The 23,973-nt window shown below is 65.1% G+C and carries 19 protein-coding genes and 3 pseudogenes; 14 read left to right on the top strand and 8 right to left on the bottom strand.

What is annotated here, in order from left to right:
- Positions 1-96: 96 nt before the first annotated feature.
- Positions 97-348 (top strand): type II toxin-antitoxin system prevent-host-death family antitoxin, encoded by a 252-nt coding sequence (locus tag ACF3NP_RS11205; RefSeq protein WP_070471922.1) that lies wholly within the window; start codon positions 97-99, stop codon positions 346-348.
- A 241-nt stretch (positions 349-589) separates the two neighbouring features.
- A pseudogene (locus ACF3NP_RS11200) lies at positions 590-1,189 on the top strand (M23 family metallopeptidase); the annotation flags it as partial.
- Between the two features lie 230 nt (positions 1,190-1,419).
- Here the strand turns inward: ACF3NP_RS11200 and ACF3NP_RS11195 are convergent.
- The 5 genes and pseudogenes from ACF3NP_RS11195 to ACF3NP_RS11175 form a co-directional block, all read right to left on the bottom strand.
- Entirely contained in the window at positions 1,420-2,169 is a 750-nt protein-coding gene (locus tag ACF3NP_RS11195) for an apolipoprotein N-acyltransferase (RefSeq protein ID WP_235969955.1), read from the bottom strand.
- A 311-nt stretch (positions 2,170-2,480) separates the two neighbouring features.
- Positions 2,481-2,780 (bottom strand): annotated as a pseudogene (locus ACF3NP_RS11190) (apolipoprotein N-acyltransferase); the annotation flags it as partial.
- Between the two features lie 16 nt (positions 2,781-2,796).
- A pseudogene (locus ACF3NP_RS11185) lies at positions 2,797-3,033 on the bottom strand (TlpA family protein disulfide reductase); the annotation flags it as partial.
- A gap of 79 nt (positions 3,034-3,112) precedes the next feature.
- A complete protein-coding gene (locus tag ACF3NP_RS11180; RefSeq protein WP_181889256.1) occupies positions 3,113-4,597 on the bottom strand; it encodes a multicopper oxidase family protein in 1,485 nt (494 codons plus the stop codon).
- Between the two features lie 71 nt (positions 4,598-4,668).
- Entirely contained in the window at positions 4,669-5,244 is a 576-nt protein-coding gene (locus ACF3NP_RS11175; RefSeq protein ID WP_085957612.1) for a CueP family metal-binding protein, read from the bottom strand.
- 403 nt (positions 5,245-5,647) lie between these two features.
- On the opposite strand from ACF3NP_RS11175, the gene ACF3NP_RS11170 reads away from it, so the two are divergent.
- The 3 genes from ACF3NP_RS11170 (at position 5,648) to ACF3NP_RS11160 (ending at position 7,932) form a co-directional block, all read left to right on the top strand.
- The gene (locus tag ACF3NP_RS11170) at positions 5,648-6,370 is read left to right on the top strand and encodes a response regulator transcription factor (protein WP_181889257.1); all 723 of its coding nucleotides are present in this window, start codon (positions 5,648-5,650) and stop codon (positions 6,368-6,370) included.
- On the top strand, positions 6,367-7,494 hold the full coding sequence (locus tag ACF3NP_RS11165; RefSeq protein WP_181889258.1) for a sensor histidine kinase: 1,128 nt from the start codon (positions 6,367-6,369) through the stop codon (positions 7,492-7,494). Before ACF3NP_RS11170 ends, ACF3NP_RS11165 begins: the two co-directional genes overlap by 4 nt.
- Positions 7,495-7,605: 111 nt before the next feature.
- Complete coding sequence (locus ACF3NP_RS11160; protein WP_181889259.1) at positions 7,606-7,932, top strand: heavy-metal-associated domain-containing protein; 327 nt, start codon at positions 7,606-7,608, stop codon at positions 7,930-7,932.
- Between the two features lie 189 nt (positions 7,933-8,121).
- On the opposite strand, the gene ACF3NP_RS11155 is transcribed toward ACF3NP_RS11160, so the two are convergent.
- Entirely contained in the window at positions 8,122-9,675 is a 1,554-nt protein-coding gene (locus tag ACF3NP_RS11155) for an amino acid carrier protein (RefSeq protein WP_181889260.1), read from the bottom strand.
- Positions 9,676-9,865: 190 nt separating this feature from the next.
- Between ACF3NP_RS11155 and ACF3NP_RS11150 the strand changes: the two genes are divergently transcribed.
- Positions 9,866-11,374: a YjiH family protein gene (locus ACF3NP_RS11150; protein WP_181889261.1), complete on the top strand. Its 1,509-nt coding sequence runs from the start codon at positions 9,866-9,868 to the stop codon at positions 11,372-11,374.
- 11 nt (positions 11,375-11,385) lie between these two features.
- On the opposite strand, the gene hutG is transcribed toward ACF3NP_RS11150, so the two are convergent.
- On the bottom strand, positions 11,386-12,336 hold the full coding sequence (gene hutG, locus ACF3NP_RS11145) for a formimidoylglutamase (RefSeq protein ID WP_181889262.1): 951 nt from the start codon (positions 12,334-12,336) through the stop codon (positions 11,386-11,388).
- A 37-nt stretch (positions 12,337-12,373) separates the two neighbouring features.
- Here hutG and ACF3NP_RS11140 point away from each other — a divergent pair, with 37 nt between their 5' ends.
- The 8 genes from ACF3NP_RS11140 to ACF3NP_RS11105 all read left to right on the top strand — a co-directional run bounded on the left by ACF3NP_RS11140 (position 12,374) and on the right by ACF3NP_RS11105 (position 22,736).
- A complete protein-coding gene (locus ACF3NP_RS11140; RefSeq protein WP_181889263.1) occupies positions 12,374-13,108 on the top strand; it encodes an IclR family transcriptional regulator in 735 nt (244 codons plus the stop codon).
- 33 nt (positions 13,109-13,141) lie between these two features.
- Entirely contained in the window at positions 13,142-14,683 is a 1,542-nt protein-coding gene (gene hutH, locus ACF3NP_RS11135; RefSeq protein WP_181889264.1) for a histidine ammonia-lyase, read from the top strand.
- 344 nt (positions 14,684-15,027) lie between these two features.
- Positions 15,028-16,194, top strand: coding sequence for an acyl-CoA dehydrogenase family protein (locus ACF3NP_RS11130; RefSeq protein WP_181889265.1), 1,167 nt, complete (start codon positions 15,028-15,030; stop codon positions 16,192-16,194).
- A 20-nt stretch (positions 16,195-16,214) separates the two neighbouring features.
- The gene (locus tag ACF3NP_RS11125; RefSeq protein WP_181889266.1) at positions 16,215-17,345 is read left to right on the top strand and encodes a CaiB/BaiF CoA transferase family protein; all 1,131 of its coding nucleotides are present in this window, start codon (positions 16,215-16,217) and stop codon (positions 17,343-17,345) included.
- Positions 17,346-17,366: 21 nt separating this feature from the next.
- On the top strand, positions 17,367-18,767 hold the full coding sequence (locus ACF3NP_RS11120) for a YjiH family protein (protein WP_236883432.1): 1,401 nt from the start codon (positions 17,367-17,369) through the stop codon (positions 18,765-18,767).
- Between the two features lie 220 nt (positions 18,768-18,987).
- Positions 18,988-20,679 (top strand): urocanate hydratase, encoded by a 1,692-nt coding sequence (gene hutU, locus ACF3NP_RS11115; RefSeq protein ID WP_181889268.1) that lies wholly within the window; start codon positions 18,988-18,990, stop codon positions 20,677-20,679.
- A gap of 92 nt (positions 20,680-20,771) precedes the next feature.
- Positions 20,772-21,965, top strand: coding sequence for an imidazolonepropionase (gene hutI, locus ACF3NP_RS11110; RefSeq protein WP_392398693.1), 1,194 nt, complete (start codon positions 20,772-20,774; stop codon positions 21,963-21,965).
- The gene (locus ACF3NP_RS11105) at positions 21,966-22,736 is read left to right on the top strand and encodes an amidohydrolase family protein (RefSeq protein ID WP_181889270.1); all 771 of its coding nucleotides are present in this window, start codon (positions 21,966-21,968) and stop codon (positions 22,734-22,736) included. It begins immediately after the preceding gene.
- Between the two features lie 93 nt (positions 22,737-22,829).
- Here ACF3NP_RS11105 and ACF3NP_RS11100 read toward each other — a convergent pair whose 3' ends face one another.
- Positions 22,830-23,960 carry an ABC transporter ATP-binding protein gene (locus tag ACF3NP_RS11100; protein ID WP_181889271.1) on the bottom strand — a complete coding sequence of 377 codons (1,131 nt, stop codon included), beginning with the start codon at positions 23,958-23,960 and terminating at the stop codon, positions 22,830-22,832.
- Between the last annotated feature and the right edge of the window lie 13 nt (positions 23,961-23,973).

The following is a 23,973-nucleotide window of genomic DNA, read 5'->3' as shown; positions in this document are numbered from 1 at the left end:
AGGTGTCTGCCCCTAAGCGTCCCGTTCGGCGGGCAGGACTTCCGGAACGGCCGCGATCGTTGCTGCACTTCTTGTACAAAATGTACGTTAAAGGGTATGGGCATCACGGTCACCCTCAGTCAGTTCCGCAGCGAACAAAGCCACTATCTTGATGCCGCCCAAGGTGAACCGGTCACCATCTCCAGTCGCGGGCCCCGCCGCCGGGCGGTGGTGGTCTCCCCGGACTTCTACGACCGGGCGGTTCAGGCGCTGGAGGATGGCGAGGATATCCGTGCCGCAGCGGCTACCCGTCAGGAGGCGGGCGGTGTCTCCCACAAGGAGTTCACGTCCGACCCCAAACTGGACTGACCTGCCTGTCCATACCTGTGCCGCGGTATCTGATCATCGATAAGCTTTCAACTGCGACAGCCCTTCGCACGCTGGCCCGGCAATGGCAGCAGTGATTGCCACCGCCATCGACGCCCTGGCCCACGTTCCGCCGTCTCGGCGGAGTGGAAAAGTTGCGGGGCGACGACGGGGAGTGCTGTAGCTGGGTAGTCCACGGCCGTCAATGACGGTGAGCTGATCAGCGTCTCGGTTCCAAGCCCCGGCCGAGGTCGAGGCTCCGGTCTCCCCGGAGGCTGCCACCGTCGAGGTGGATTTGGCCACCAACGACACGGCCCTGTCCTCGAGTGGGACGCAGGCCGCACCGCAGATTCTCGCGATCTCCGAATTCAAGCCGGTCGCCAACATCGACGAGCAGCTGGACAAGGCCATCCAGTACAACGCCGAGCGGGCCGAGAAGGAGCGCGCTGCCCGCGCGCCCTCGGTGGTCAAGCCCGCTGAAGGCACCTTCACCTCCGGTTCCGGCGTGCACTGCGGAACCCTCCACGCGGGTATCGACATCGCCAACGTCGTAGGTACCCCGATCCTCGCGGCGATGGGCGGCACTGTCATTGACTCCGGCCCGGCCTCCGGTTTCGGGCAGTGGATCCGCATCCAGCACGATAATGGCTCGATTGCCGTCTCCGGTCATATGGAGACTTTCGACGTGACCGTTGGAAAACGCGTCACCGCTGGTCAGAGGATCGCTGGCATGGGCAACCGGGGGTTTTCCACCGGCTCTCACCTGCACCTCGAGCGTTACCCGACTGGCAGCGGGGCGGTCGACCCGTTGCCCTGGTTCGCCGAGCACGGCGTCACCTTCTAACCTTCCCGCACTCACCAGGACCGGCCCCGACACCGGAACCGGCGACAGTGACTGGGCGTGAGGCACCCGCCTCAGACCGCAGAGACGCTTCTCACTCATCGCCGACACAGCCCGGACTTGATAGCTTCTCCAGGCAGGCCAGACCGGGGCACAGGGGAGGCAGTCCGTGCTCGTCATATATGGGGGCGGCGAGCGTCCCGCCAACGAGGAGCAGGTGCCGTAATCCACGTTTAGTGGGATATTCCCGTAACCTGCCTTCTCCTGCGCCAGCTGACGAGGCCGGTAACCGCAGGCCATGCAAGAGCCAGCATCGCGAGAACCAACAGGGGTGTATCCCCCATGCGCGCATACGGCATCAAACCAGTATGAAGGGGAACGGTTGCCGTCAGCAGTTCGTTCGTGCCCAGGCCACTGAGTTGTGAGACTATGCCGTCGGGCTGGATAACTGCGGAGTATCCGGTGGGGGCAGCCTGGAGAACGGTGCGGCCAAACTCGCGGGCACGCATCCGGGATGCGGCCACTTCAATTGCAGGTACTTCCTCGGTCACAAAAGACGCGGCGTTGGTCGGTGCGAGGAGTAGCTGCCCACCATTGCGAACGGCATCAGCGACCCGGTCGGCGAAGAAGACCTCATAAGAAATGACGATCCCCAATCGTGGTGTCCCGCTGGGATCGAGCACCGCCGGTCCCTCTCCGGCAATGGCGTCGCGGGGGATGAACCGTGCGTCCTCGCTGAGTCGTTCAATCAGATTGCGCATAGGGATGTACTCGCCGAACGGCACACGATGATGCTTCTCATAGCGTCCTAACCGGGTCCCGTCCGGCCCCCACACTATGGATGCGTTCCTGAAATGTTGATCCTCAGATTCGGTAATTCCGACGACGATGTTCGTGTCGAGTTGCCTGGCCAGTTCAGCGAAAGCTGCATCAACGCGCGTCCCGTCGATTGAGCCGTCGATATTGACGACGTTTTCGGGCAGCAGAACCAGATCAGGGTCCCCGGTGATATCGTCGGCAGCCTGTAGGTGCCGGCGGGTCGTATCAAACGGATCGGTATTGACCGCGCGAAGCCCACGGGGCCTCCACCCTGCACGAGCACGACGTCAAGGCTGCCTTCTGCCGTATCATCTACGATCGTTGACGCGAACGCCGGTACCGCGAGTACCACGACCACTGCGACCACGGATGCTGCACGGGCTCGTCTCGGCCCGAAGATGACAGCGGTAACAACGGCCCCCGCAACTGCGGCCAACGCGGTCACCAGGAGAGTCCCTCCCAGGGGCGCTGCCGCCATGAAAGGACCATCGGTCTGGCTGTATCCGAAAGCGGACAACGGGAAACCGCCGAACGGGAACCGGTGCTGCACAGCCTCCAATAACACCAGGGCCGCAGGGGTGAGCAGCCACCAGCCCGACCAGCGGCTGCGAAAAGCCGCCTCGTTAGACGATACCGCGGCAACCAGCATTAACAGTAGCGCCTGAACGGCAACAACAGCAGCATACCCGGCAGTGTTGAAGTCGGTGAGCCAGCGCAGAGCAAGAGCGTAGTGCGCCACAGATACGCAGCCGCTGGGAAATATGTACGAGTACATCTCCATGATCTGCGTGGACAAGCTGCAGGTTATCGACTTCCGCCCGACACGGTGCACACCACTGGCCCCAAGCGTTGAGGACGACGACCTCGCCTTCAAAAACAGACAGGCTGATCTCCTCACCCTCCTCCATCAGCGACGGGCCGGAGAAGTCCGGCAGCGGGGCACGTTCCTCCTCTGCGTAGATAATCTCGGTTTTCCGGGGCGGTGGGGAAGAAGACGGTGTTCTGGTTGTCCCGGAAGACCACAACACCGAGGGAGGTCATCGTGCTGCCCGGTGGGTGGTCTGCAGCGACTCTGCCCACCTCGGCACTCCACCCCTGCTGTGGGGGTTATTCGTAGCGAAGCGAGCTGAGCATCCCGGTTTCCATGTGATAGGCGTTATGGCAGTGAAATGCCCACTCACCGGGGTTGTCAGCGATCAGGTCGGCGATCATGGTTTCACCGTGGCGGAGAAGGACAGTGTCCTTGCGTAGCCCGTCGCTGCCGGGTAGCGCCCACGTGTGGCCGTGGATGTGCATGGGATGGGGCATCATGGTCCTGTTGCGCATGACCATCCGCAGGCGCTGGCCCTCCTGCACGGTCGCGGAGGAGGATTGGCCGTCGGTGAGAATGCTCCATTCATACGGCATCATCTGCCCGCCCAGGTCGATGCTAACTTCTCGGTCTGGTGTGCCCTCGGGCAGGAGTGCACGGTCTGCTGGCTTTAGGGAGGACAGAAGCAGTCCGGTGGACGACAACTCGGGGAAGTCGACATCGGGGCGGGGGGCCTGGCCGCCGGCGGTGCGGATGACGGCGAAGGCGCGGTCGTCCTTACCCACCGCCAAAGCCGTGAGCGGGAAGATGCCGTCGCCGAGGATGACCTCGACGTCGACACGCTCGCCCATCGACAGGTAGATCGATTCGGTCTCCCAGGGCTGGACAGGGAAGCCGTCGGTGTGGGTGACGGTCATGCGGTGACCACCGAGAGCCACCTTGAAGATGGTGTCACCGCCGGAGTTGATAAACCGCAGGCGGGCCTTGTCGCCCGGGCGAGCCTCGAAGGTCCGGTGAGCACGGGGGATACGCCCGTTGATGAGGTAGTGCGGATACATCACATCGCCGGCATCCCCGCCCAGTACCCGGTCCGGGGTGCCGTGCATCATCTGGCCGTGACCTCCCATTCCCATCCTCCCGTCATGGTCGCCCGAACCCATTCCGGTGAGCTTGTCGAGCTCATCGTCGGGAGTGCTGCCGTCGATGCCATCGACCCAGTCGTCGAGCACGATGGTCCACTCGACGTCCTGATCCTCAGCGTCGTCCGGGTCGCGGACGATCAGAGGGGCGTGCAGACCCCGGTCGAGTTGCAGGCCGGTGTGGGAATGGTAGAAGTAGGTGCCACCGTGGGGGACTTCAAAAACATAGGAAAAAGACTCGCCAGGTTCAATGGGGTCCTGGGTCATGCCGGGCACACCGTCGGCTGCGTTGTGGAGTGCGATGCCATGCCAGTGGATGGAGGTGCTCTCAGGCAGTTCATTGGTGATATCGACCTGCAGGACGTCGCCGGCGGTGGCCTCAATGGCCGCATCCCCGGTGTCAGAGACGTATCCCCACGTCTTGGCTTCGATGCCGCCGATATCCAGGGAGAGGGGCCGGGCGGTCAGTGTCCGGCGCACCGTCGGCTCACCGAGCGCAGTGGGGGTGGGAGTGGGGCGAAGGGAGGGACCTGGTGCCGAGGCAGCGGGTCCAGGGTCGCTGGTGCAGGCGGCCACGGCCCCGGTGCCGGCGAGGACGAGCCCGCCGAGCAGAAACTGTCGTCGGGAAAACGCGTTCGTCATGATTTAACCTTCCTTGGTGCAAGATTTCAGTGATACGGGAGACAGTCGCAGGTGAGGATCCTGCTGAGCTATCACGTCAGGCGCAGGTCTGTGACACAGGTGGCACCGTCGTCGGTGGTGGAAAACTCCGTGGAGCCGGTATGCCCCTGGTAGCTGACCTCAATCAGGCCGGTGACATCATCGGGAAGCCAGAAGCCAATAAACCCGTTGTCGAAGGTGGTTGTCGCCTCGTCCACCAGTACCTCACCGGTCGCCTCATCGGTGATCGTGACCTGGATATCCTCATTGTCGAGTTCCCCCTGGCAGGTCGTGAGGCTGTGGTAGAAGCAGTCGTGGGTGGAGGTGAGATAGGGTGCGATCGAGACATACGTCTGATTGTCGGGAAGATCGAGCGCGACTTCCTGGTCATCGCTCGAGAGCAGTAGTTCATCGGCACGCACTGAGGCGATCAGATCCGTGGGACGCTCAGTGACCTTCTGCCGGTCGAGGTGATCAATGATCTCCACCGCGTCCATGTCGGCCAGGCCATGGGTAGTCAGGAATGTGTCCTGGGACTCCGTCCCGTCGGCGGTGGGTTCCGGGTCGGCGGCCGAACACCCCGTGAGGGCGAGGGCAAGGGCCGCGGCTGCGATCGCTGCTCGTTTCACGTCAATCTCCTTGGATCGTGGTAGGACCGTGAGAAGACACCGCCTCAAGGTCGATGCCATACCTTTATCTAGCACGGGTGCCTGACGGACTAGGATTCAAAAACCCTGCTCACAGCCTTATAACAGGGCGAAAAGGGGGTGAATTCGGTGGGCTGGGTCACCACCGGAACACCACCTCTCAGCCGTGGGCGATGTCGTTCTACCCGCCCCGGGTATGCGGTGCAGGCAGTGAAATCCCTGGTGGCGCCTGCTGAACCGACGAGGAGAGGCGATGCCGCCGGCCCGGGGTAGGGCACAGGGGTGACGGCGGTCGAAGGGTGATGTTTGAAGATTTGATGAAGATTTCCCCGCCGGGCACTGAGCGAGGGTGGTATTCCCCCTTGCCGGAGCGATACTGGGGTCTATGGCTGACCACACACCGACCACCGCCACGCCCCCGGGGCGGGTGCTGGTCGTCGATGATGAACAACCCCTGGCTCAGATGGTGGCCTCCTACCTCATCCGGGCCGGCTTCGATACCCGCCAGGCGTACACCGGCACCCAGGCCGTGGACGAGGCCCGTCGCTTTTCCCCCGATGTTGTGGTACTGGATCTGGGGCTGCCCGAACTCGACGGCCTGGAGGTATGCCGACGGATCCGCACCTTCTCGGACTGCTACATCCTCATGCTCACCGCGCGTGGCAGCGAGGACGACAAGATCAGCGGTTTGACCCTGGGGGCGGATGACTACATCACCAAACCTTTTAGCATCCGGGAACTGGTGACCCGGGTGCATGCGGTGCTGCGCCGCCCGCGCACCAGCACCACCCCACCGCAGGTGACCACCCCCTTGATCGTTGGTGACCTCATCCTTGACCCCGTCGCCCATCAGGTGCGGGTGGGGGAGACGACCGTGGAGCTCACCCGCACGGAGTTCGAGCTGCTGGTTGCCCTGGCCCTGCGCCCCGGCCAGGTGCTGACCCGCCACGACCTGGTCGCCGAGGTCTGGGACACCACCTGGGTCGGTGATGAACGCATCGTCGATGTCCACATCGGCAACTTGCGTCGCAAGCTCGGCACCGACACCCGGGGCCGGGGGTTTATTGACACCGTGCGTGGCGTGGGCTACCGGGTGGGGCAGCCATGAATCACGGACCCGGCCTGACCTTCCGCTTCCTGGCCGCCCAGGTGTTGGTCGTGGTGATTAGCCTGCTGGTGGCCGCGGCCGTGGCCACGGTGGTGGGCCCGACCCTGTTTCATGATCATATGTCGATGGCCGGCCGGGAGGACCCCTCGCTGGAGCTGTTCCATGCCGAGCAGGCCTACCGGGACGCCAACCTGATCACCCTGGCCGTCGCCCTGCCCACCGCCTTGATCAGCGCCCTGCTGGCTAGCCTGTGGTTATCGCGTCGCCTGCGCACCCCCCTGCAGGATCTCACCCGCGCCGCTACCAGCCTGGCGGCCGGCAACTATCGTATCCGCGTGCCCGCCGGAGAAGCAGGCCCCGAGGTCACCACCCTGGCGCATGCCTTCAACTCCATGGCCGACCGGCTGGAACACACCGAACAGGTCCGCCGCCAGATGCTCTCTGATCTGGCCCACGAAATGGGCACGCCCTTATCGGTGCTCACGGTCTACCTCGATGGTCTCCAGGACGGGGTCGTGGACTGGGATAATGCCACCCACGCGATCATGGCTGACCAACTCACCCGCCTGACCCGGTTGATGGAAGACATTGACGATGTCTCCCGGGCCCAGGAACACCGGATCGATTTGGACCTAGCGGAGGAGAGGCTCGGGGATCTGCTCCATACCGCCGCTGCTGCCGCGGGGGAAGCTTATGCCGACAAAGGCGTCGATTTACAGGTCGAGACCATTACGGACACCGCCCGGGTGCTCGTGGACCGGCAACGCTTCGGCCAGGTGATGAGCAATCTCCTGTCGAACGCGCTACGGCACACCCCGGCCGGCGGGCAGGTCCGGATCAGCGTCCACCGACAGGGGGCGTCCACCGCGCTCATCCACGTCGCCGATGACGGCGAGGGCATCCCACCTAGCCAGCTCGGACACATCTTCGAACGCTTCTACCGGGGGGATGCCGCCCGCAGCCGGGATAACGGCGGGGCCGGTATCGGTCTGACTATCTCCAGGGCATTGATCGAGGCCCACGGCGGCACTCTCACCGCCACCTCCCCCGGACCCGGTCGCGGAGCGGTGTTTGCCCTCCGCCTCCCGCTGTCCCCTCCCGACAGCGAGGAGGCTGCTCGGTGACCACACCCTGCCCCGCGTCAGGGCCGTGCCCTCCGCCCCTTGAAAATGTACCCCGGGGGGGTATATGCTAGCGAGCGTTACCGCATCCCACCGACCCATAGGAGCTTTCCCATGACCAACCCCCCGCCCCGCCTCTTGCCAATGGCCTCCCATGGCTGCAGCTGTTGCGGACCTGCCTCACATGTCGACACCGCCTCCATCCCTGCCGCCAGCGACTCGTCAGCAGGAGGATCCTCCCCTAGCTACCAGGTCACCGGCCTGACCTGCGGGCACTGCGCGAAAAGCGTGACCCAGGCCCTTCAGGCCCTCCCCCAGGTCGACGACGTCCAGATTGATCTCGTTGCTGGTGGTGTTTCCACCGTCACGGTCACCGGTGTCGTACCTCCGGAGATGGTTCGCCGGGCCATCGAAGAGGCCGGCTACACCGTCTTATCCTGATCAGTTTTACCCATCATCCCGACCCCGACCGGGTTGAGCGGAAGGAACGTCATGAGCACTCCCCACCATTCCGGTGATCACCATGGTGATCACCCCGCTCCGGAAACAGACCACACCCACCACCCGGATCATGCCAGCCACGACAGCCGGTTTGATTACGGCGGCAGTAGGTAGCCGGTTTGATTACGGCTAGATGTTGCGGGTCGTGGTGACAACCTTGCCCTCAACACCCGGCCAGGTGCCGGCCTCGATCATGCGGTTCTTGCGCTCCACCCAGAAGTCGGCGTTCTTGATGCCCAGCGCCTCGGGGTCGAAGTGCGGGTCAATGCCAGCTTTCTTCTGGCGGCGGTAGTCCCACAGGCACTTCAGCGCCGGGACCTGCAGGAAGATGATCGCCACGATGTTGAGCCACGCGGTCGCGCCGACGCCGATGTCGCCGAGCGCCCAGGCGGTGCCCGGGGTGGTGGTCGCACCGATGAAGACAGCCACGAGGATCAGGGCGCGCAGGATCCAGATGATGGCCTTACGTGCGCCTTCGTTCTTCACCCAGCGGTTCAGGTAGGTGAAGTTGGTCTCTGCCATGTAGTAGTACGCCAGCACGGTGGTGAAGGCGAAGAACATGATTGCCAGGGCGATAAACGACGGGCCGAGGCCGGCGGCAAAGGAGTTCAGGCCTTCTTGGACGTAGCCGGGGCCGACAGGGATGCCGTCGGTAAGCGAGCCCTCGTAGATCACCGCGCCGTCTTCGGACTGGCCCTCGAAGACTTGGTACATGTCGGTGGAGATGATGATGAAGGCGGTGGCGGAGCAGACGAACAGGGTGTCGATGTAGACGGCGAACGCCTGGACGAAGCCCTGCTTCGCCGGGTGAGAGACTTCGGCGGCGGCCGCGGACTGCGGGCCGGTGCCCTGGCCGGCCTCGTTGGAGTAAATGCCGCGCTTGACACCCCACATGATGGCGGCGCCGAGCATGCCGGAGAATGCGGCTTCCTTGTCGAAGGCGGCGCGGACGATGGTGCCGAAGACCTCGGGAATCTGGGAAGCGTTCGCGAACAGCACCACGATGGCAATGATGATGTAGATGCCGGCCATGAACGGCACCACCATGGAGGCGAAGTTCGCGATGCGCTTGATACCGCCGATGATGATGAACGCGAGCAGCACGGTCATGATCGTGGCGGAAACCCAGATATTGATGCCCCATGCATTATCGACGGCCGCAGCCACGCCGTTGGCCTGAATCCCTGGCAGGAAGTAGGACGTTGCCAGCAGCATGCACACCGCAAAGATAATGGCGTAGACCAGCATGAACGGGGCTGCGGCAGTGTGCTTGTACGCCTTCTCAATGTAGTAGGCGGGACCACCGCGGTACTCGCCGGTGTCGCGGTCGGTCTCCTTGTAAATCTGGGCGAGGCAGCACTCGATGAACGAGGTGGCGGAGCCGAGCAGGGCCACCAGCCACATCCAGAACACCGCGCCCGGGCCGCCGAACGCGATGGCGGTGGCCACGCCGGCGATGTTGCCCACACCGACGCGGCCGGCGAGCGAGATCATCAGGGATTGGAACGAGGAAATACCCTGCTCAGAGCTTTCTCCGGACTTGAGCTGGCGGATCATGTCCGGCAGGCAGCGGATCTGTAGGAACAGGGTGGCGAGCGTGAAGTACGCACCCGCGCCGAGACACAGATAGACGAGTGCGTTGGACCAAATCACACCGTTGAGGGAGTCGATAAAACCTTCCACGGGACCCTCCTAAAGGGGTATGCGCTGGGAGTTTTCAGGGAAACCTTGCAGGTAACTAGAGAACATAGGACATCTAGTTGTGCTTTGCGTCACTTTTCGTGTAAAAATTATGCGCCGACACCGAAAAATTCCGTTCTGCGCAATATCCGCAGGGTTTTGCGGTGCTAAACGCACGAGATGGAAGGACACCATGAACGAGACTGCGAAGCCGGTGAACTCTCGGCGCAGGTTTTCCCCCGCCTGGCCGGTGAAGAACTTGCCGGCGGGTGCGGAGGCGCTGATCCCGGAGCTGGACAATCCCCGCTTCGAGGGCATTGAGGACCCCACCGACAACACCGAACACATCACCCGCGCCGAAAACCAGGGCCAACCCGCACCACAGAGCACCGCGGACGAGGCTGACCCGAAACCGAAGGCGGTGTGGCGCTTCTTCGTCTACAGCGCCATCGGCATCTTCGCGTTCTTCGTGCCGTTTACCATCGGCGATTCCAAGTCCACGATCCTGCTCGACCACATCGTCAGCTGGATCACCACCACGCTCGGCGAGGGCACCCGCTACCTGGCGCTGTTCGCCATTATCGCGGGCACGATCTACCAGTTCGTCTCCGGGCGCTGGAAAGAGGATTACCCGCGCATGGTGTTCGCGGGGCTGTCAGTGCTGGCAATCGTGCTGTGCGCGATGCTCACGTTCGGCTTCGGCCCGGCGTGGCTGTTCAACCCTGACATCGGCCCGTTCATCCTGGACAAGCTGGTCATCTCTGTGGGCCTGCTCATCCCGGTGGGCGCGATCTTCCTCGGCCTGCTCGTCGGCTTCGGCCTGATGGAATTTATCGGCGTGATGGTGCAGCCGATCATGCGCCCGGTGTTCCGCACCCCGGGCAAGTCCGCGGTGGACGCGGTGGCGTCGTTTTTGGGCTCATACTCCCTGGGCCTGCTCATCACGGACCGCATGTACAAAAACGGCAGCTACAACGGCCGCGAGGCGTCGATTGTCGCGTCGGGATTTTCCACCGTGTCCGCGACGTTCATGGTCATCGTGGCGAAGACGCTGGACATGATGGAGCACTGGACGGCGTACTTCTTCATCACGTTCATCATCACCTTCATCGTCACCGCGATCGTGGTGCGCATCCTACCGATTACCCGCATCCCGGAGGACTACTACCCGGGCGCGCAGCCGCACCCGGAAAAGGAGATTCAGGGCAACCGTTTCAAGGCCGCGTGGCGCGAGGCGAAGCTGGAGCTCAACCGCGCCGAATCTCTGGGCAAGGTGCTGTGGGCGAACTTCCGCGACGGTTTGATCATGGCCGTGCAGGTCACCCCGGGCATCATGGCCGTGGGCACGATCGGCCTGGTGTTGGCCACCTACACCCCGGTGTTCAAGATCCTGGGCGTCGCGTTCTACCCGCTGGTGTGGGCGCTGCGCCTGCCGGATCCGTGGGCGACGTCGGGCGCGCTCGCGTCGGGTCTGGCGGAGATGTTCCTGCCGGCGACGCTCAGCGCAGGCTCGGATGACATGGTGCTGAAGTTCACCATGGCGGTGGTGTGCGTGAGCCAGATCTTCTTCTTCTCGGCGATGGTGCCGGCGGTGCTGGCCACCGACATCCCGCTGAGCATCTGGAAGATGGTGCAGATCTGGTTCATCCGCGTGGTGCTCACCGTGCTGATCACTGTGCCGGTGGCGCACCTGCTCTTCTAAGAAGCAGCTGCCTATCGACGCAGCTTCGCCCCCACAACCGCATCGTCAATCAGCCGCGCGGCAGCTTTGGCGGTGCGGTTGTCCACGTCGAAGTCGGGGTTAAGCTCTACGACGTCCAGAAGCGCGACGCGCCCCGTCGCAGCCACCGCGGCGACCATCGCGCGCAGCTTGGCGTACTCCACGCCGAACCCGGCGGGCGCGGACACGCCCGGCGCGACCGCCGCCGGCAGCACGTCCAGGTCGATGGAGAGATGAATCGGCTTGTCGCCGGCCACCGCCTCTACGGCGCGCTCGGCGGCTTCGCGCACGGTCATCTCCGCCAGCTCGGTGTCCAGCACGGTGGTCACGCCGAGCTCGTCGGCGGTGTCGAAGAGCACCTTGGTGTTGTTGGGCTTGGAGATGCCGAAGACGCTGTAGTCGAAGTCCTCGCCCACCAGGCCGGCGATCTGCTTGAACGGGGTGCCGGAGGTGGGGCGGGTTTCGGTGCGCAGATCGAAGTGGGCGTCGAAGTTGATCACCTGCATCGGCCCGATCGCCCCGTAGGCGCCGCGGTGGGTGGCAAAGGAGGTCTCGTGCCCGCCGCCGAGGACCACGGTCATCCCGTCTGCGCCCTGCGCCGCCACGAGGTCGCGCACCCGGTCGGACAGCTCGCGTTGGGAGCCTTCGAGGTCGGTGTCTTGGGTGGTCACGGTGCCGGCGTCGAGAAGCGATGTGCTCTCGTGAACCGCGAGCGAGCCGAGGGCCGCGCGCAACGCCTCCGGGCCTTTCGCCGCGCCCTGGCGGCCGCCGTTGCGTTCGACGCCTTCGTCGGAGGCGTAGCCGATCAGGTGCACGGCACCCTCGGTGGGCTGGGCAGTTGTGTCGATGACGCTGTGCCAACGGGCGTGCTCAGGGCCGGGGCCGTCGTTGCGGCCGGTCCAGTTGGAAGCGGGGGTGAAAAGCGGTGCAGTTACAGTGTTCATGCCCTCCGAGGGTAGCGCCGTGGGCATACTATGTGCGATGACTAAGCCGCAGGTTCCCGCCGCGCACAACGTGTTGCGCATCCTGGCGCTGTTGTCCACCACGGACGCGCCGATTTCCGCCACCCGCATCCAGCGCGAGCTGGACCTGCCGCGTTCCACCACCTACCACCTGCTGCGGGAGCTGGAGGATTCCGGGTTTGTGGTGCACCTGCGCAAGCCCGGCACGTACGGGCTGGGGCTGGCGTCGTACCGCATGGCGCAGGCTTACACCACGCAGCAGCCGCTGGTGCGACTGGCCACGAAGCCGCTGGCGCGGATCGCGCAGCTCGCGGGCGGTTCGGCGCACTTGACGCGCCTCGCCGGCCCGGAGATTGTGTACCTGCACGAGGTGCGCGCCCCCGGTGCGGTGTCGCTGGTCACGGAGGTGGGCGTGCGTTTGCCGTCGCTGAAGACCGCCTCGGGGCGCATCATGCTTGCGCAGCTGCCGGAGGCGGAGCTGCGCGCCGCGTACAACTCCTCGGGCGAGCGGCGCCGCTACAGCGAGGTCAAAGAGGAGCTTGCTGCCTATCGACGCCAAGGGTTCGCCACCGAGCGCGAAGCCATCTCCCGCGGCCAGGAGTCCGTGGCGGTGGCGGTGCTGGACCACCTTTCGCGCCCAGCGGCCGCGCTGGCGGTGACCTTCGCCGTGGACAGCGCGGACACGCAGCAGCTGGTCAGCGCGCTGCAGACCGCCGCCGAAGGGTTGCGCGCACAGTTCTTCGGAAACGTGTGACCGGACGCACTTTTGTGGGCTACTATCACGCCCATGACACACGCAGTTTCAGTTGGTATTGGGGCCCTGTCCGTCGAGGACGTTGTGGCCGTCGCCCGCCACGGAGCCGAGGTCGCCATCGACCAGGCCGCCCTGGGTGAGATCGCCGCGACCCGCGAGCGCGTCGAGGAGCTCGCCGCGGACCCGACACCGGTCTACGGCGTCTCCACCGGCTTCGGCGCCCTGGCTACCAAGCACATTCCGGAGGACATGCGGGCCCAGCTGCAGGTCTCCCTGGTCCGCTCCCATGCCGCGGGCACAGGCCCGGAGGTGGAAGAAGAGGTCATCCGCGCGCTGATGCTTTTGCGCCTGTCCACGCTGTGCACCGGCCGCACCGGCGTGCGCCCCGTGGTCGCGGAAACGTACGCCGCCGCACTCAACGCCGGGATCACCCCGGTGGTTCGCGAGTACGGCTCGCTCGGCTGCTCCGGCGACCTGGCGCCGCTGGCACACTGCGCGCTGGCGCTGCTCGGCGAGGGCGAGGTCCGCGTCCGCGGCGGCGAGATCGTCCCTGCGACTGAGGCGCTCTCCGCTGCCGGCATCGAGCCGCTGGTCCTGCGCGAAAAGGAGGGCCTGGCGCTGATCAACGGCACCGACGGCATGCTCGGCATGCTCTGCCTGGCCATCGCGGACCTGCGCGAGGCCGCCAAGGTTTCCGACATCGCCACCGCCATGAGCGTCGAGGGCCTGACCGGCACCCTGTCCGTCTTCGACGAGGACCTGCAGGAGCTGCGCCCCCACCCGGGCCAGGCCGATTCCGCGTACAACATCCGCACCGTCGCTGCCGACTCGCCGATCCTCGCCGCCGCCCTGGACAGCTTCAAGGCCAACGACGTGCAGGACGCCTACTCCATCCGCTGCACCCCGCAGGTCGCCGGCGGCTTCCGCGACACGCTCACCCACGTCACCACCGTGGCCAACCGGGAGCTCGCCGCCGCCAACGACAACCCCGTGGTGGCCAAGGACGGCCGCGTGGCCTCCAACGGCAACTTCCACGGCGCACCGGCGGCTTACGTGCTGGACTTTTTGGCGATTGTCGTGGCCGACCTGGCGTCGATTAGCGAAAGGCGCACCGACCGCTTCCTCGACCCCGCCCGCAACCGCGGCCTCAACGCCTTCCTCGCCGGCGACCCGGGCGTGGACTCCGGCCACATGATTGCGCAGTACGCGCAGGCCGGCATCGTCGGCGAGCTCAAGCGCAACGCTGTGCCGGCCTCCGCCGACTCGATCCCGTCCTCGGCGATGCAAGAAGACCACGTTTCTTTGGGCTGGTCCGCCGGCCGCAAGCTGCGCCGGAGCATCGACGGCCTGCAGCGCGTGCTCGCCGTGGAGATCCTCACCGCCGCCCGCGCTCTGGACATGCGCGACGGCGAGCCCTCCGCAGGCACCGGTGCGGCCGTGTCTGCGCTGCGCAAGCTTGTCGACGGCCCCGGCACCGACCGCTACCTCTCCCCCGAAATCGAGCACTCCGTGCAGCTGGTCAAGGGCGGCGACTACGTCGAGGCCGTCGAAGCCGCGGTGGGCCAGCTGCGGTAGGCGGTCTGGGCTCGCCCCTGGGGCCTGCCCGACACGCCCCCACGGCATGCCCCCGGAGCAATGTATTCACTCACCCGTGAACACATCCGGCGATCGGCTTTCCTGACCTGGGCAAAGTGAACAAATTACCCGCCCACCAGGAGGTTTGTTCACTCGGACTGTCCTGTCGGGTGAACAAACCCCCACAGCGCCGACACTTCGCGGCGCGCGCCACCCCACCGAACCCCACCCCGCAGTCTCGGATCCAAGACAACTCGCGCGGCAAGCCAGATGTGACCTCCCGAAACCTCCATACACTGTCGCGCACACCATAGTTTCGCGTCGATTGTGATTGGAGTCTCATCATGGCTGGACGGTACCCGAACGGCGATTTCTACGATTTTGAGTCCGAGCTGCCCGCGGAGGAAAAGGACATCCTCTACAACGTCCGCGATTGGGCTAACGAGAAGGTGTTGCCCATCGCCGTGGACTATTGGAACCGCTCGGAGTTCCCGCACGAGCTGCTGCCGTCGATAGGCGAGCTGAACATCATCAGCCTCGTGCGCGGCCAGGGTCGCTCCCGTCTGCTGGCCGGCCTGGTCGCGGCAGAGATCCACCGCGCGGACGGCTCCGTGGGCACGTTCTTCTCCGGCCAGGACGGCCTGTTCACCGGCAGCATCGAGCTGCTTGGCTCCGAGGAGCAGAAGGAGCGCTGGCTGCCGGATTTGTACGCGGTGCGCAAGACTGGCGTGCTGGCAATCACCGAGCCGGAGGCCGGTTCCGACGTCGCGCAGGGCATGCGAACCACCGCTACCAAGGTCGACGGCGGCTGGATCCTCAACGGCGCAAAGCGCTGGATCGGCAACGCCACCTTCTCCGACTACGTTGCCGTCTACGCCCGCGACCCGGAGGACGATCAGGTCAAGGGCTTCATCGTGGACACCACGGCGGAGGGCTACACCGCCACGCTGATGGAAAACCGCATCGCCATCCGCGCGGTGCAAAACGCCGACATCACCCTGGACAACGTTTTCGTCCCAGACAGCGACAAGCTCGAGGGCGCGAACTCGTTCAAGGACATCAACAAGGTGTTCAAGAGCGCCCGATCCACGGTGGGCTGGCAGGCCGTCGGCACGCAGATGGGTGCCCTCGACGTCGCGCTCGGCTACGCGGACGAGCGCATCCAGTTTGGCAAGAAGATCTCCTCGTTCCAGCTCAACCAGAACAAGCTGGCCACGATGCAGGGCAACCTGGTCGCCTCCGAGTCCATGATGGCGCAGCTCGCCCGCATGGAAGACCGCGGCTCCGCCCGCAACGAGCAGTCCGCGTTGGCCAAGGCGTTCACCTCGAAGCTCATGCGTGAGACGGTCGCGCTCGGCCGCGAGATCCTAGGCGGCAACGGCCTGATCTCGGACTACCGCATGGCCAAAATCTTCAACGACGCGGAGGCGATCTACTCCTACGAGGGCACCTACGACATCAACCAGCTCATCGTCGGCCGCTCCATCACGGGCGAGTCGGCGTTCGTGTAGTTCGGGCAGGAGGAAACACCATGCATGCACCACTTTCCGGTATCCGCGTCCTCGATCTATCCCGGGTGCTCGCGGGCCCGTTCTGCTCCATGATCCTGGCGGATCTCGGCGCCGAGGTGATCAAGGTGGAATCGCCCTGGGGTGATGATTCGCGCCAGTTCGGCCCGTTCGTGGACGGCACGTCCGCCTACTACCGCCTGTTCAACCGCTCAAAGATGGGCATCACGCTGGACTTCAAAAACGACGACGACAAAGAGGTGCTGCGCGACTTGGTCCGCCGCGCCGACGTGGTCGTGGAGAATTTCCGCCCGGGCGTGTTGGAGAAGCTCGGTTTGGGCCCCGAGGAGCTGTTGGAGGTCAACCCTCGGCTCGTCGTCACGAGCATCTCCGGCTTCGGCCAGACCGGGTCTTTGGCCAAGGAACCCGCGTACGACCTGGTCGCCCAGGCGATGAGCGGCCTCATGTCCATTACTGGCTGGCAGAACGGCAAGCCGACGCGCGTCGGCATCTCCCTGGGCGATCTCATCCCGGGCCTCTACGCCGCCATCGGCACCGTCTCCGCGCTCTACCAACGCGAATCCACCGGCCGCGGCCAGCATCTGGATCTTGCTATGTACGACTCACTCATCTCCGTCATGGAGTCCGTGGGCATGCGCGCGCTTTACGACGACGTCCCGCCCACCCGCATCGGCAACGACCACGGCCTGTCCGCGCCGTTTTCCACGTATGCGACCAAGGACGGCGACGTGGTCATCGCTATCACCACGAACCGGCTGTTCGAGCGCCTGGCAAACGCGCTGGACATCCCGGAGATGGCCACTGACCACCGCTTTGCCGAACCAGTGGCCCGCTCCGAGAACCGCGTCGCGCTGCGCGAGCTGATCGAGGAGGCGCTGAGCACCAAAACCCGCGCCGAGACAATCGCACTGTTTGAAGAGCACGGCGTGCCCACCGCCCGCGTCTACGACCTGGACGAGGCGCTGCGCAGCCCGTTCGCGGAGGAACGCGGCGTGATTGCTGAAGAAACGGATGGGTTCCGCACCCTCGCTTCCCCGCTCAAGCTGGCCGGCATGGAAGGGCCAACGCCGGCGCCGGAGCTGGGGCAACACAACGACCGCATCGAGTCTTGGCTGAGCGAAGACCCGCGCTAAGTTCCGCGAAGGAGCAGCACCATGGAGGACCCCCTCAACACCCGCCGCCGTGGCGGAAGCACCCGTTGGATCAAGGGCGAAGGCATCGCCCCCGTGCCCTCAATGCCCGAGCCGCACGAGGTTGACAGTATCGACCCAAAGCAGAAGTGGCGTTTCTTCGTCTACAGCGCCATCGGCTCGTTCGCATTCTTCGTCCCCTTCACAGTGGGCGAGAAGAACACGATTTTGCTGGACCACATCGTCGGCTGGCTGCAAGAAGGGCTCAGCGCCGCGCTGCCGTACATCACGCTGGTGATGATCACCGCCGGCGCCGTCTACCAGTTTGCCACCGGCAAGTGGCGCGAGGACCGGGCGCGCGCGGTGTTCGCGTTCCTCTCCGCGCTGGCCGTGCTGCTATGCGCGATGCTGGTCTTCGGCTTCGGCCCGGCCTTTCTTTTCGACGAACGCCTCGGCCCCTTCATCCTGAACAAACTCGTCATCCCCGTCGGCCTGCTCATCCCGGTGGGCGCAATCTTCCTCGGCCTTTTGGTCGGCTTCGGCCTGATGGAGTTCATCGGCGTGCTGGTGCAGCGCTTCATGCGGCCCGTCTACCACACGCCGGGCAAATCCGCTGTGGACGCGGTGGCGTCGTTTCTGGGCTCGTACTCGCTGGGCCTTTTGATCACTAACCGCGTGTACCGCACCGGCGGCTACACCGCCCGCGAAGCGTCCATCATCGCGGCCGGGTTCTCCACCGCCTCGGCAACGTTCATGGTTGTCGTCGCCCGCACCCTGGACCTGATGGACATCTGGGGCGTGTACTTCGCCGTGACGTTGATTGTCTGCTTTCTGGTCACCATCGTCGTGGTGCGTATCCCACCGCTTTCCACCATCCCGGACGAGTACTACCCGGGCGCCACCCCGCAACCGGAAGAGCAGGTGGGAGGCAACGTGTTCGCCGCCGCGTGGAAGGAAGCGATGGCGTTTTTGGCGCAGGCTGACTCGCTGTCGAAGACGCTGTGGCGCAACTTCAAAGACGGCGTGATCATGACCATCCAGGTCATCCCCGGCATCATGGCTGTGGGCATCATCGGCCTGGCGCTGGCCTTTTACACCCCAGCGTTCAAAATCCTCGGCGCGGTGTTCTACCCGCTCGTGCTGCTGTTCCAGCTTCCCGACCCGTGGCTGGCCTCTGAGGCCTTCGCCATCGGCCTGTCCGAACTGTTCCTGCCGGCAACTCTGGTATCCGGCCACGAGTCGGAGGTGCTGCGCTTCACCGTCGGAGTGGTCTCCATCAGCCAGGTGTTCTTCTTCTCCTCGATGATCCCGGCGGTGCTCGCCACGGACATCCCGCTGAAGATCAGCCACATGGTGATCATCTGGTTCCAGCGCGTGGTGCTGTCGATCATCCTGACGGTGCCGATCGCCTACCTGATCTTCTAGCGCCTGGTACATCAAACCCTGAGCAAGCGACCCAGATTTTGCCCCAAATCCGGGCATGCTCTGGGTCGCTTGCTCTGGGTTTGTGCTCGAGCACGAACGCCCCTCCCCCAAAAAGTCTCATATCCGAGACAAATCGCCCAAAACCGACCAACCCAATCCGTGTGACGGGCGTTACTGTCTATCCGATACCTCGATTGGGCAACAACAGAAAGGAATTCCCATGGCGAAGAACTGGTCCGAAGGCGCACGCGAGGTCCGCTCCCCGCGCGGCACTGAGATCTCGGCGAAGTCCTGGCAGACCGAGGCGCCGCTGCGCATGCTGCAGAACAACCTCGACCCGGAGGTTGCGGAGCGCCCGGACGACTTGGTCGTCTACGGCGGCACCGGTCGCGCTGCTCGCAGCTGGGAGGCCTTCGACGCGATCGTCGATACGCTCAAGGACCTCGAGTCCGACGAGACCCTGCTGGTGCAGTCCGGCAAGCCGGTCGGTGTGTGGAAGACCAACGAGTGGGCGCCGCGCGTGCTCATCGCCAACTCGAACCTGGTGGGCGACTGGGCGAACTGGGAGCATTTCCGCGAGCTCGAGGACGAGGGTCTGATGATGTACGGCCAGATGACGGCCGGTTCCTGGATCTACATCGCCACCCAGGGCATCCTGCAGGGCACCTACGAGACCTTCGCGGCTGTTGCGAAGAAGCGTTTCGACGGCACGCTGGCCGGCACCCTCACCCTGACCGGCGGCTGCGGCGGCATGGGCGGCGCGCAGCCGCTGTCCGTCACGCTCAACGGCGGCGCCTGCCTGATCGTGGATGTTGACGAGGGCCGCCTGAAGCGCCGCCAGGGCAAGCGCTACCTCGACGAGGTCACCACCGACCTCGAAGAGGCAATTAAGCTGGTCACCGAGGCGAAGGACGAGAAGCGCGCCCTGTCCGTGGGCCTGGTGGGCAACGCCGCTGAGGTGTTCCCGGAGATGCTGCGCCGCCACCGCGCCGGCGAGTTCACCGTGGACATCGTTACCGACCAGACCTCCGCGCACGACCCGCTGTCCTACCTGCCCACCGAGATCCCGTTCGAGAGCTGGCACAACGAGGCCGACGCGGATCCGACCACCTTCACCAAGAAGGCCCGTGAGGCCATGGCCGCGCAGGTCCAGGCGATGGTGGAGTTCCAGGACGAGGGCGCCGAGGTGTTCGACTACGGCAACTCCATCCGCGACGAGGCCCGCAAGGCCGGCTACACCCGCGCCTTCGAGTTCCCGGGCTTCGTCCCGGCCTACATCCGCCCGCTGTTCTGCGAGGGCCTCGGCCCCTTCCGCTGGGTTGCCCTGTCCGGCGACCCGGAGGACATCAAGGTCACCGACCAGGCCATCAAGGAGGCCTTCCCGGACAACGAGCACCTGCACCGCTGGCTGGACGCGGCCGAGGAGTACGTCGAGTTCGAGGGCCTGCCGGCGCGCATCTGCTGGCTTGGCTACGGCGAGCGCGCCAAGGCCGGCGTGATCTTCAACAACCTGGTCAAGGAAGGCAAGGTCAAGGCCCCGATCGTCATCGGCCGCGACCACCTGGACTCCGGCTCCGTGGCGTCGCCGTACCGCGAGACCGAGTCCATGCTCGACGGCACCGACGCTGTCGCGGACTGGCCGCTGCTCAACGCCATGACCGCTGTTTCCGGCGGCGCGACCTGGGTGTCCATCCACCACGGCGGCGGCGTGGGCATGGGCCGTTCCATCCACACCGGCCAGGTCACCGTGGCTGACGGCACTGAGCTCGCGGAGGCGAAGCTCAAGGCTGTGCTCACCAACGACCCGGGCATGGGTGTTATCCGCCACGTGGACGCCGGCTACACCCGCGCCAACGAGGTGGCCAAGGAGCGCGGCGTGCGCATCCCGATGGAGTTCAAGGCGCGCGACTAATCCACACCCCAAGCGCTGACGTTTCCCCCTCGTGGGCGCGTCAGCGCTTTTCATTACCCTGGGCCCTGCAAAATCCCCGAAGAAAGGCACTTATGAGCACCTTCATCACCGGTATTTCCGAGCTGCGCACCGTCTCCGAGCTCGGCACGATCAAAGACGCCGCAATGCTTATCGACGACGGCGTGGTCACCTGGGTCGGCCCCGCCAACGAGGCGCCGGCTGAGGCGGCGAAGGCGGAGGAAACTGTAGACGTCGAGAAGCGAGCTGTGCTCCCCGGCTGGGTGGACTCCCACTCGCACATGGTCTTCGACGGCAACCGCGCCGAGGAGTTCGAGGCGCGCATGGCCGGCAAAGGTTACGCCGCCGGCGGCATCGCCGTGACCATGGAAGCCACCCGCTCCGCCGGCGAGGAGCGCCTGGACAAGCTGGTGGCGGAGCGCATCGCCGCGGCGCAGGCGCTCGGCACCACCACGTTTGAGACCAAGACCGGCTACGGCCTGAACGTCGAATCCGAGGCAGAGGCGGCGCGCGTGGCAGCCCGCCACGTCGACGAGGTCACCTTCCTCGGCGCCCACCTCGTGCCGCCGGGGGCGGATGCCGAGGAGTACCTCGACGAGGTCGTCGGCCCGATGCTCGACGCGGTGAAGGACCACGTGCAGTGGATCGACGTGTTCTGCGAGCGTGGCGCGTTCAACGAGGAGCAGTCCCGCCGCGTCCTCGAGGCCGGCAAGGCGGCTGGACTGGGCGTTCGCGTGCACGGCAACCAGCTTGGGCAGGGCCCGGGTGTGAAGCTCGCCGTGGAGATGGGCGCGGCCAGCGTCGACCACGTGAACTACCTGTCCGATGAGGACTTCAAGCTGCTGGCGGAATCGGAAACCGTCGCAACGCTGCTGCCCGCCTGCGACCTGTCCACCCGCGAGGAGCTCGCCCCGGGCCGCAAGCTCATCGACGCCGGCGCCACCATCGCCATCGCCTCCAACCTGAACCCGGGCACCTCGTTTACGTCCTCGATGAACTTCTGCGTCACCACCGCGGTGCTGCAGCAGCGCCTCACCCTCGACGAGGCCATCGAAGCCGCCACCACCGGCGGCGCCAAAGCCTTGCGACGCCACAACGTCGGCGACGGCAAGGACCCCCAGGGCCGTCCGGCGAAGGGCACGCTGGTGCCGGGCGCGGCCGCCGACCTGCACATCCTCGACGCCGAAAACGCCATCAACCTGGCGTACCGCCCCGGCATGCCGATCACCTGGCAGACCTGGGTCGCCGGCAAGAAGGTCTACGGCTAAATGCCTCGCCCGCTTTTCGACGCGCACTTCCACGTCATCGACCCCACCCACTCGCTGGTGGAAAACAACGGGTTCATGCCGGATGCGTTCACGGCCCAGGACTACGTCGCCCGCGTCGACGGGCTGGGAGTGGGCGGAGGTGCGGTCGTCTCCGGTTCGTTCCAAGGGTTCGACCAGGGCTACCTCACCGAGGCGCTCGCGGTACTGGGCCCCAACTTCGTCGGTGTCACGCAGCTTCCGGCGGACGTTTCGTCGAAAAGCATTTCGGAGCTTGACCGCGCCGGTGTGCGCGCAGTGCGCTTCAACCTCAAACGCGGCGGCTCCGCGGGTGTGGACGACCTTGAGCTGCTGGCTAACCGCGTTTTCGACGTCGCCGGTTGGCACACCGAACTCTACGTCGATGCCCGGGAGCTTCCGGATCTCGAGCGGGTGCTGACCCGCCTCCCGCGGGTGAGCATCGACCACCTGGGCATGCACGAAGACGGGTTGAAGGCGCTGCTGCGCCTGGTGGAACACGGCGCGATGGTCAAGGCAACCGGGTTCGGCCGCGTTGAGCTCGATCCCGCCAGCGCCATGCGGGCGATCCTCCGAACCAACCCTGGTGCGCTTATGGTGGGCACGGATCTCCCGTCCACCCGGGCGCGCCGCCCCTTCGCGGTGGCCGACCTCGCCTTGGCCGAAGAAGTGGCTCTGGAATTGGGCGGCGAGCAACTTGCCGACGACGTGTTCTGGAACAACGCCGCTGGGTTGTACCGCTTGGCAGCGCAGTAACAGCGGAGCGTTCAGAGCGTCCGGAGCGTGAAGCGCGCCGCCAGCGCCCCGGCACCCCGCCTCAGCGCAGGCGCGGGTCCAGCGGTTCAGCTTCTACAGGTAGTCGTAGTTGATCTCGGTCTCCGGGTCGAAGAAGACGACGCCGCCTTCCATCGGGCGCAGGTAGATGGTGTCACCGTGATCGACATCGATGCCGCGGGGCACCTTCACCGTGATTCGGTCGCCGCGGACCGCGATCACTTCGTCGGCCTGCTCCTGACGGTGCCCGTAGACGTATAGGTCAGAGCCGAGATGCTCAACGATGTCTACCTGAACCGGCAGACCGTAGTGTTGGCCGGGCTGGTTCACACCCACGATCTCCCAGTTCTCCGGGCGCACACCGACGATCACGCGCTCGGACTCCACCTTGGCTGCTAGCTCGCGGGGGATGAAGTAGTCCATGGCGTGGCCCTTGCCGCCAACGACGTGGCCATCGATGAAAGGCACGTTCTCAATCAGCGTCATCGCGGGCGAGCCGATGAACGACGCCACAAACGTGTTGCCCGGATTGCTGTACAGGTTCGCCGGAGTGTCCACCTGTTGGAGAATGCCTTTCTTCAGCACACAGACGCGGTCGCCCATGGTCATCGCCTCAGTCTGGTCGTGGGTGACGTAGACCGTGGTTGTACCCAGCTTGCGCTGTAGCTGCAGAATCTGCGCACGGGTGGACACGCGCAGCTTGGCGTCCAGGTTGGACAGCGGCTCGTCCATAAGGAAAACTTTTGGCTCCCGCACGATGGCGCGGCCCATTGCGACGCGCTGACGCTGGCCACCGGACATAGCAGCCGGTTTCTTGTCCATGAGGTCTTCCAGCTCGAGCATCTTCGCCGCGAAGTCCACCCGCTCCTTGATGGTCGCCTTATCCACCTTCGCGTTTTCCAACGCGAAGGCCATATTCTGGCGGGCCGTCATGTTTGGGTAGAGCGCGTAGGACTGGAACACCATGGCAACGTCTCGGTCGCGCGGGCGCGTCTCGGTCACGTCTACGCCGTCGATGAAGATCTGGCCTTCATCCACCGGTTCCAGCCCAGCGAGCATGCGCAGCGTGGTCGACTTGCCGCAGCCGGACGGACCGACGAGAACAAGGAACTCGCCGTCGGCAATGTCGAGGCTGATGCGGCTAACCGCAGGTGGACGTGACGGGTCGTAGATGCGGGACGCTTGACGGAATTCAACTGGTGCCATGTGCGACTCCTTT

The organism is Corynebacterium lehmanniae (genome assembly GCF_043161975.1).
Lineage (GTDB): Bacteria > Actinomycetota > Actinomycetes > Mycobacteriales > Mycobacteriaceae > Corynebacterium > Corynebacterium lehmanniae.
The sequence above is the reverse complement of the archived record's forward strand: the minus strand, read 5'-3'. Positions and strand labels throughout refer to the sequence as shown.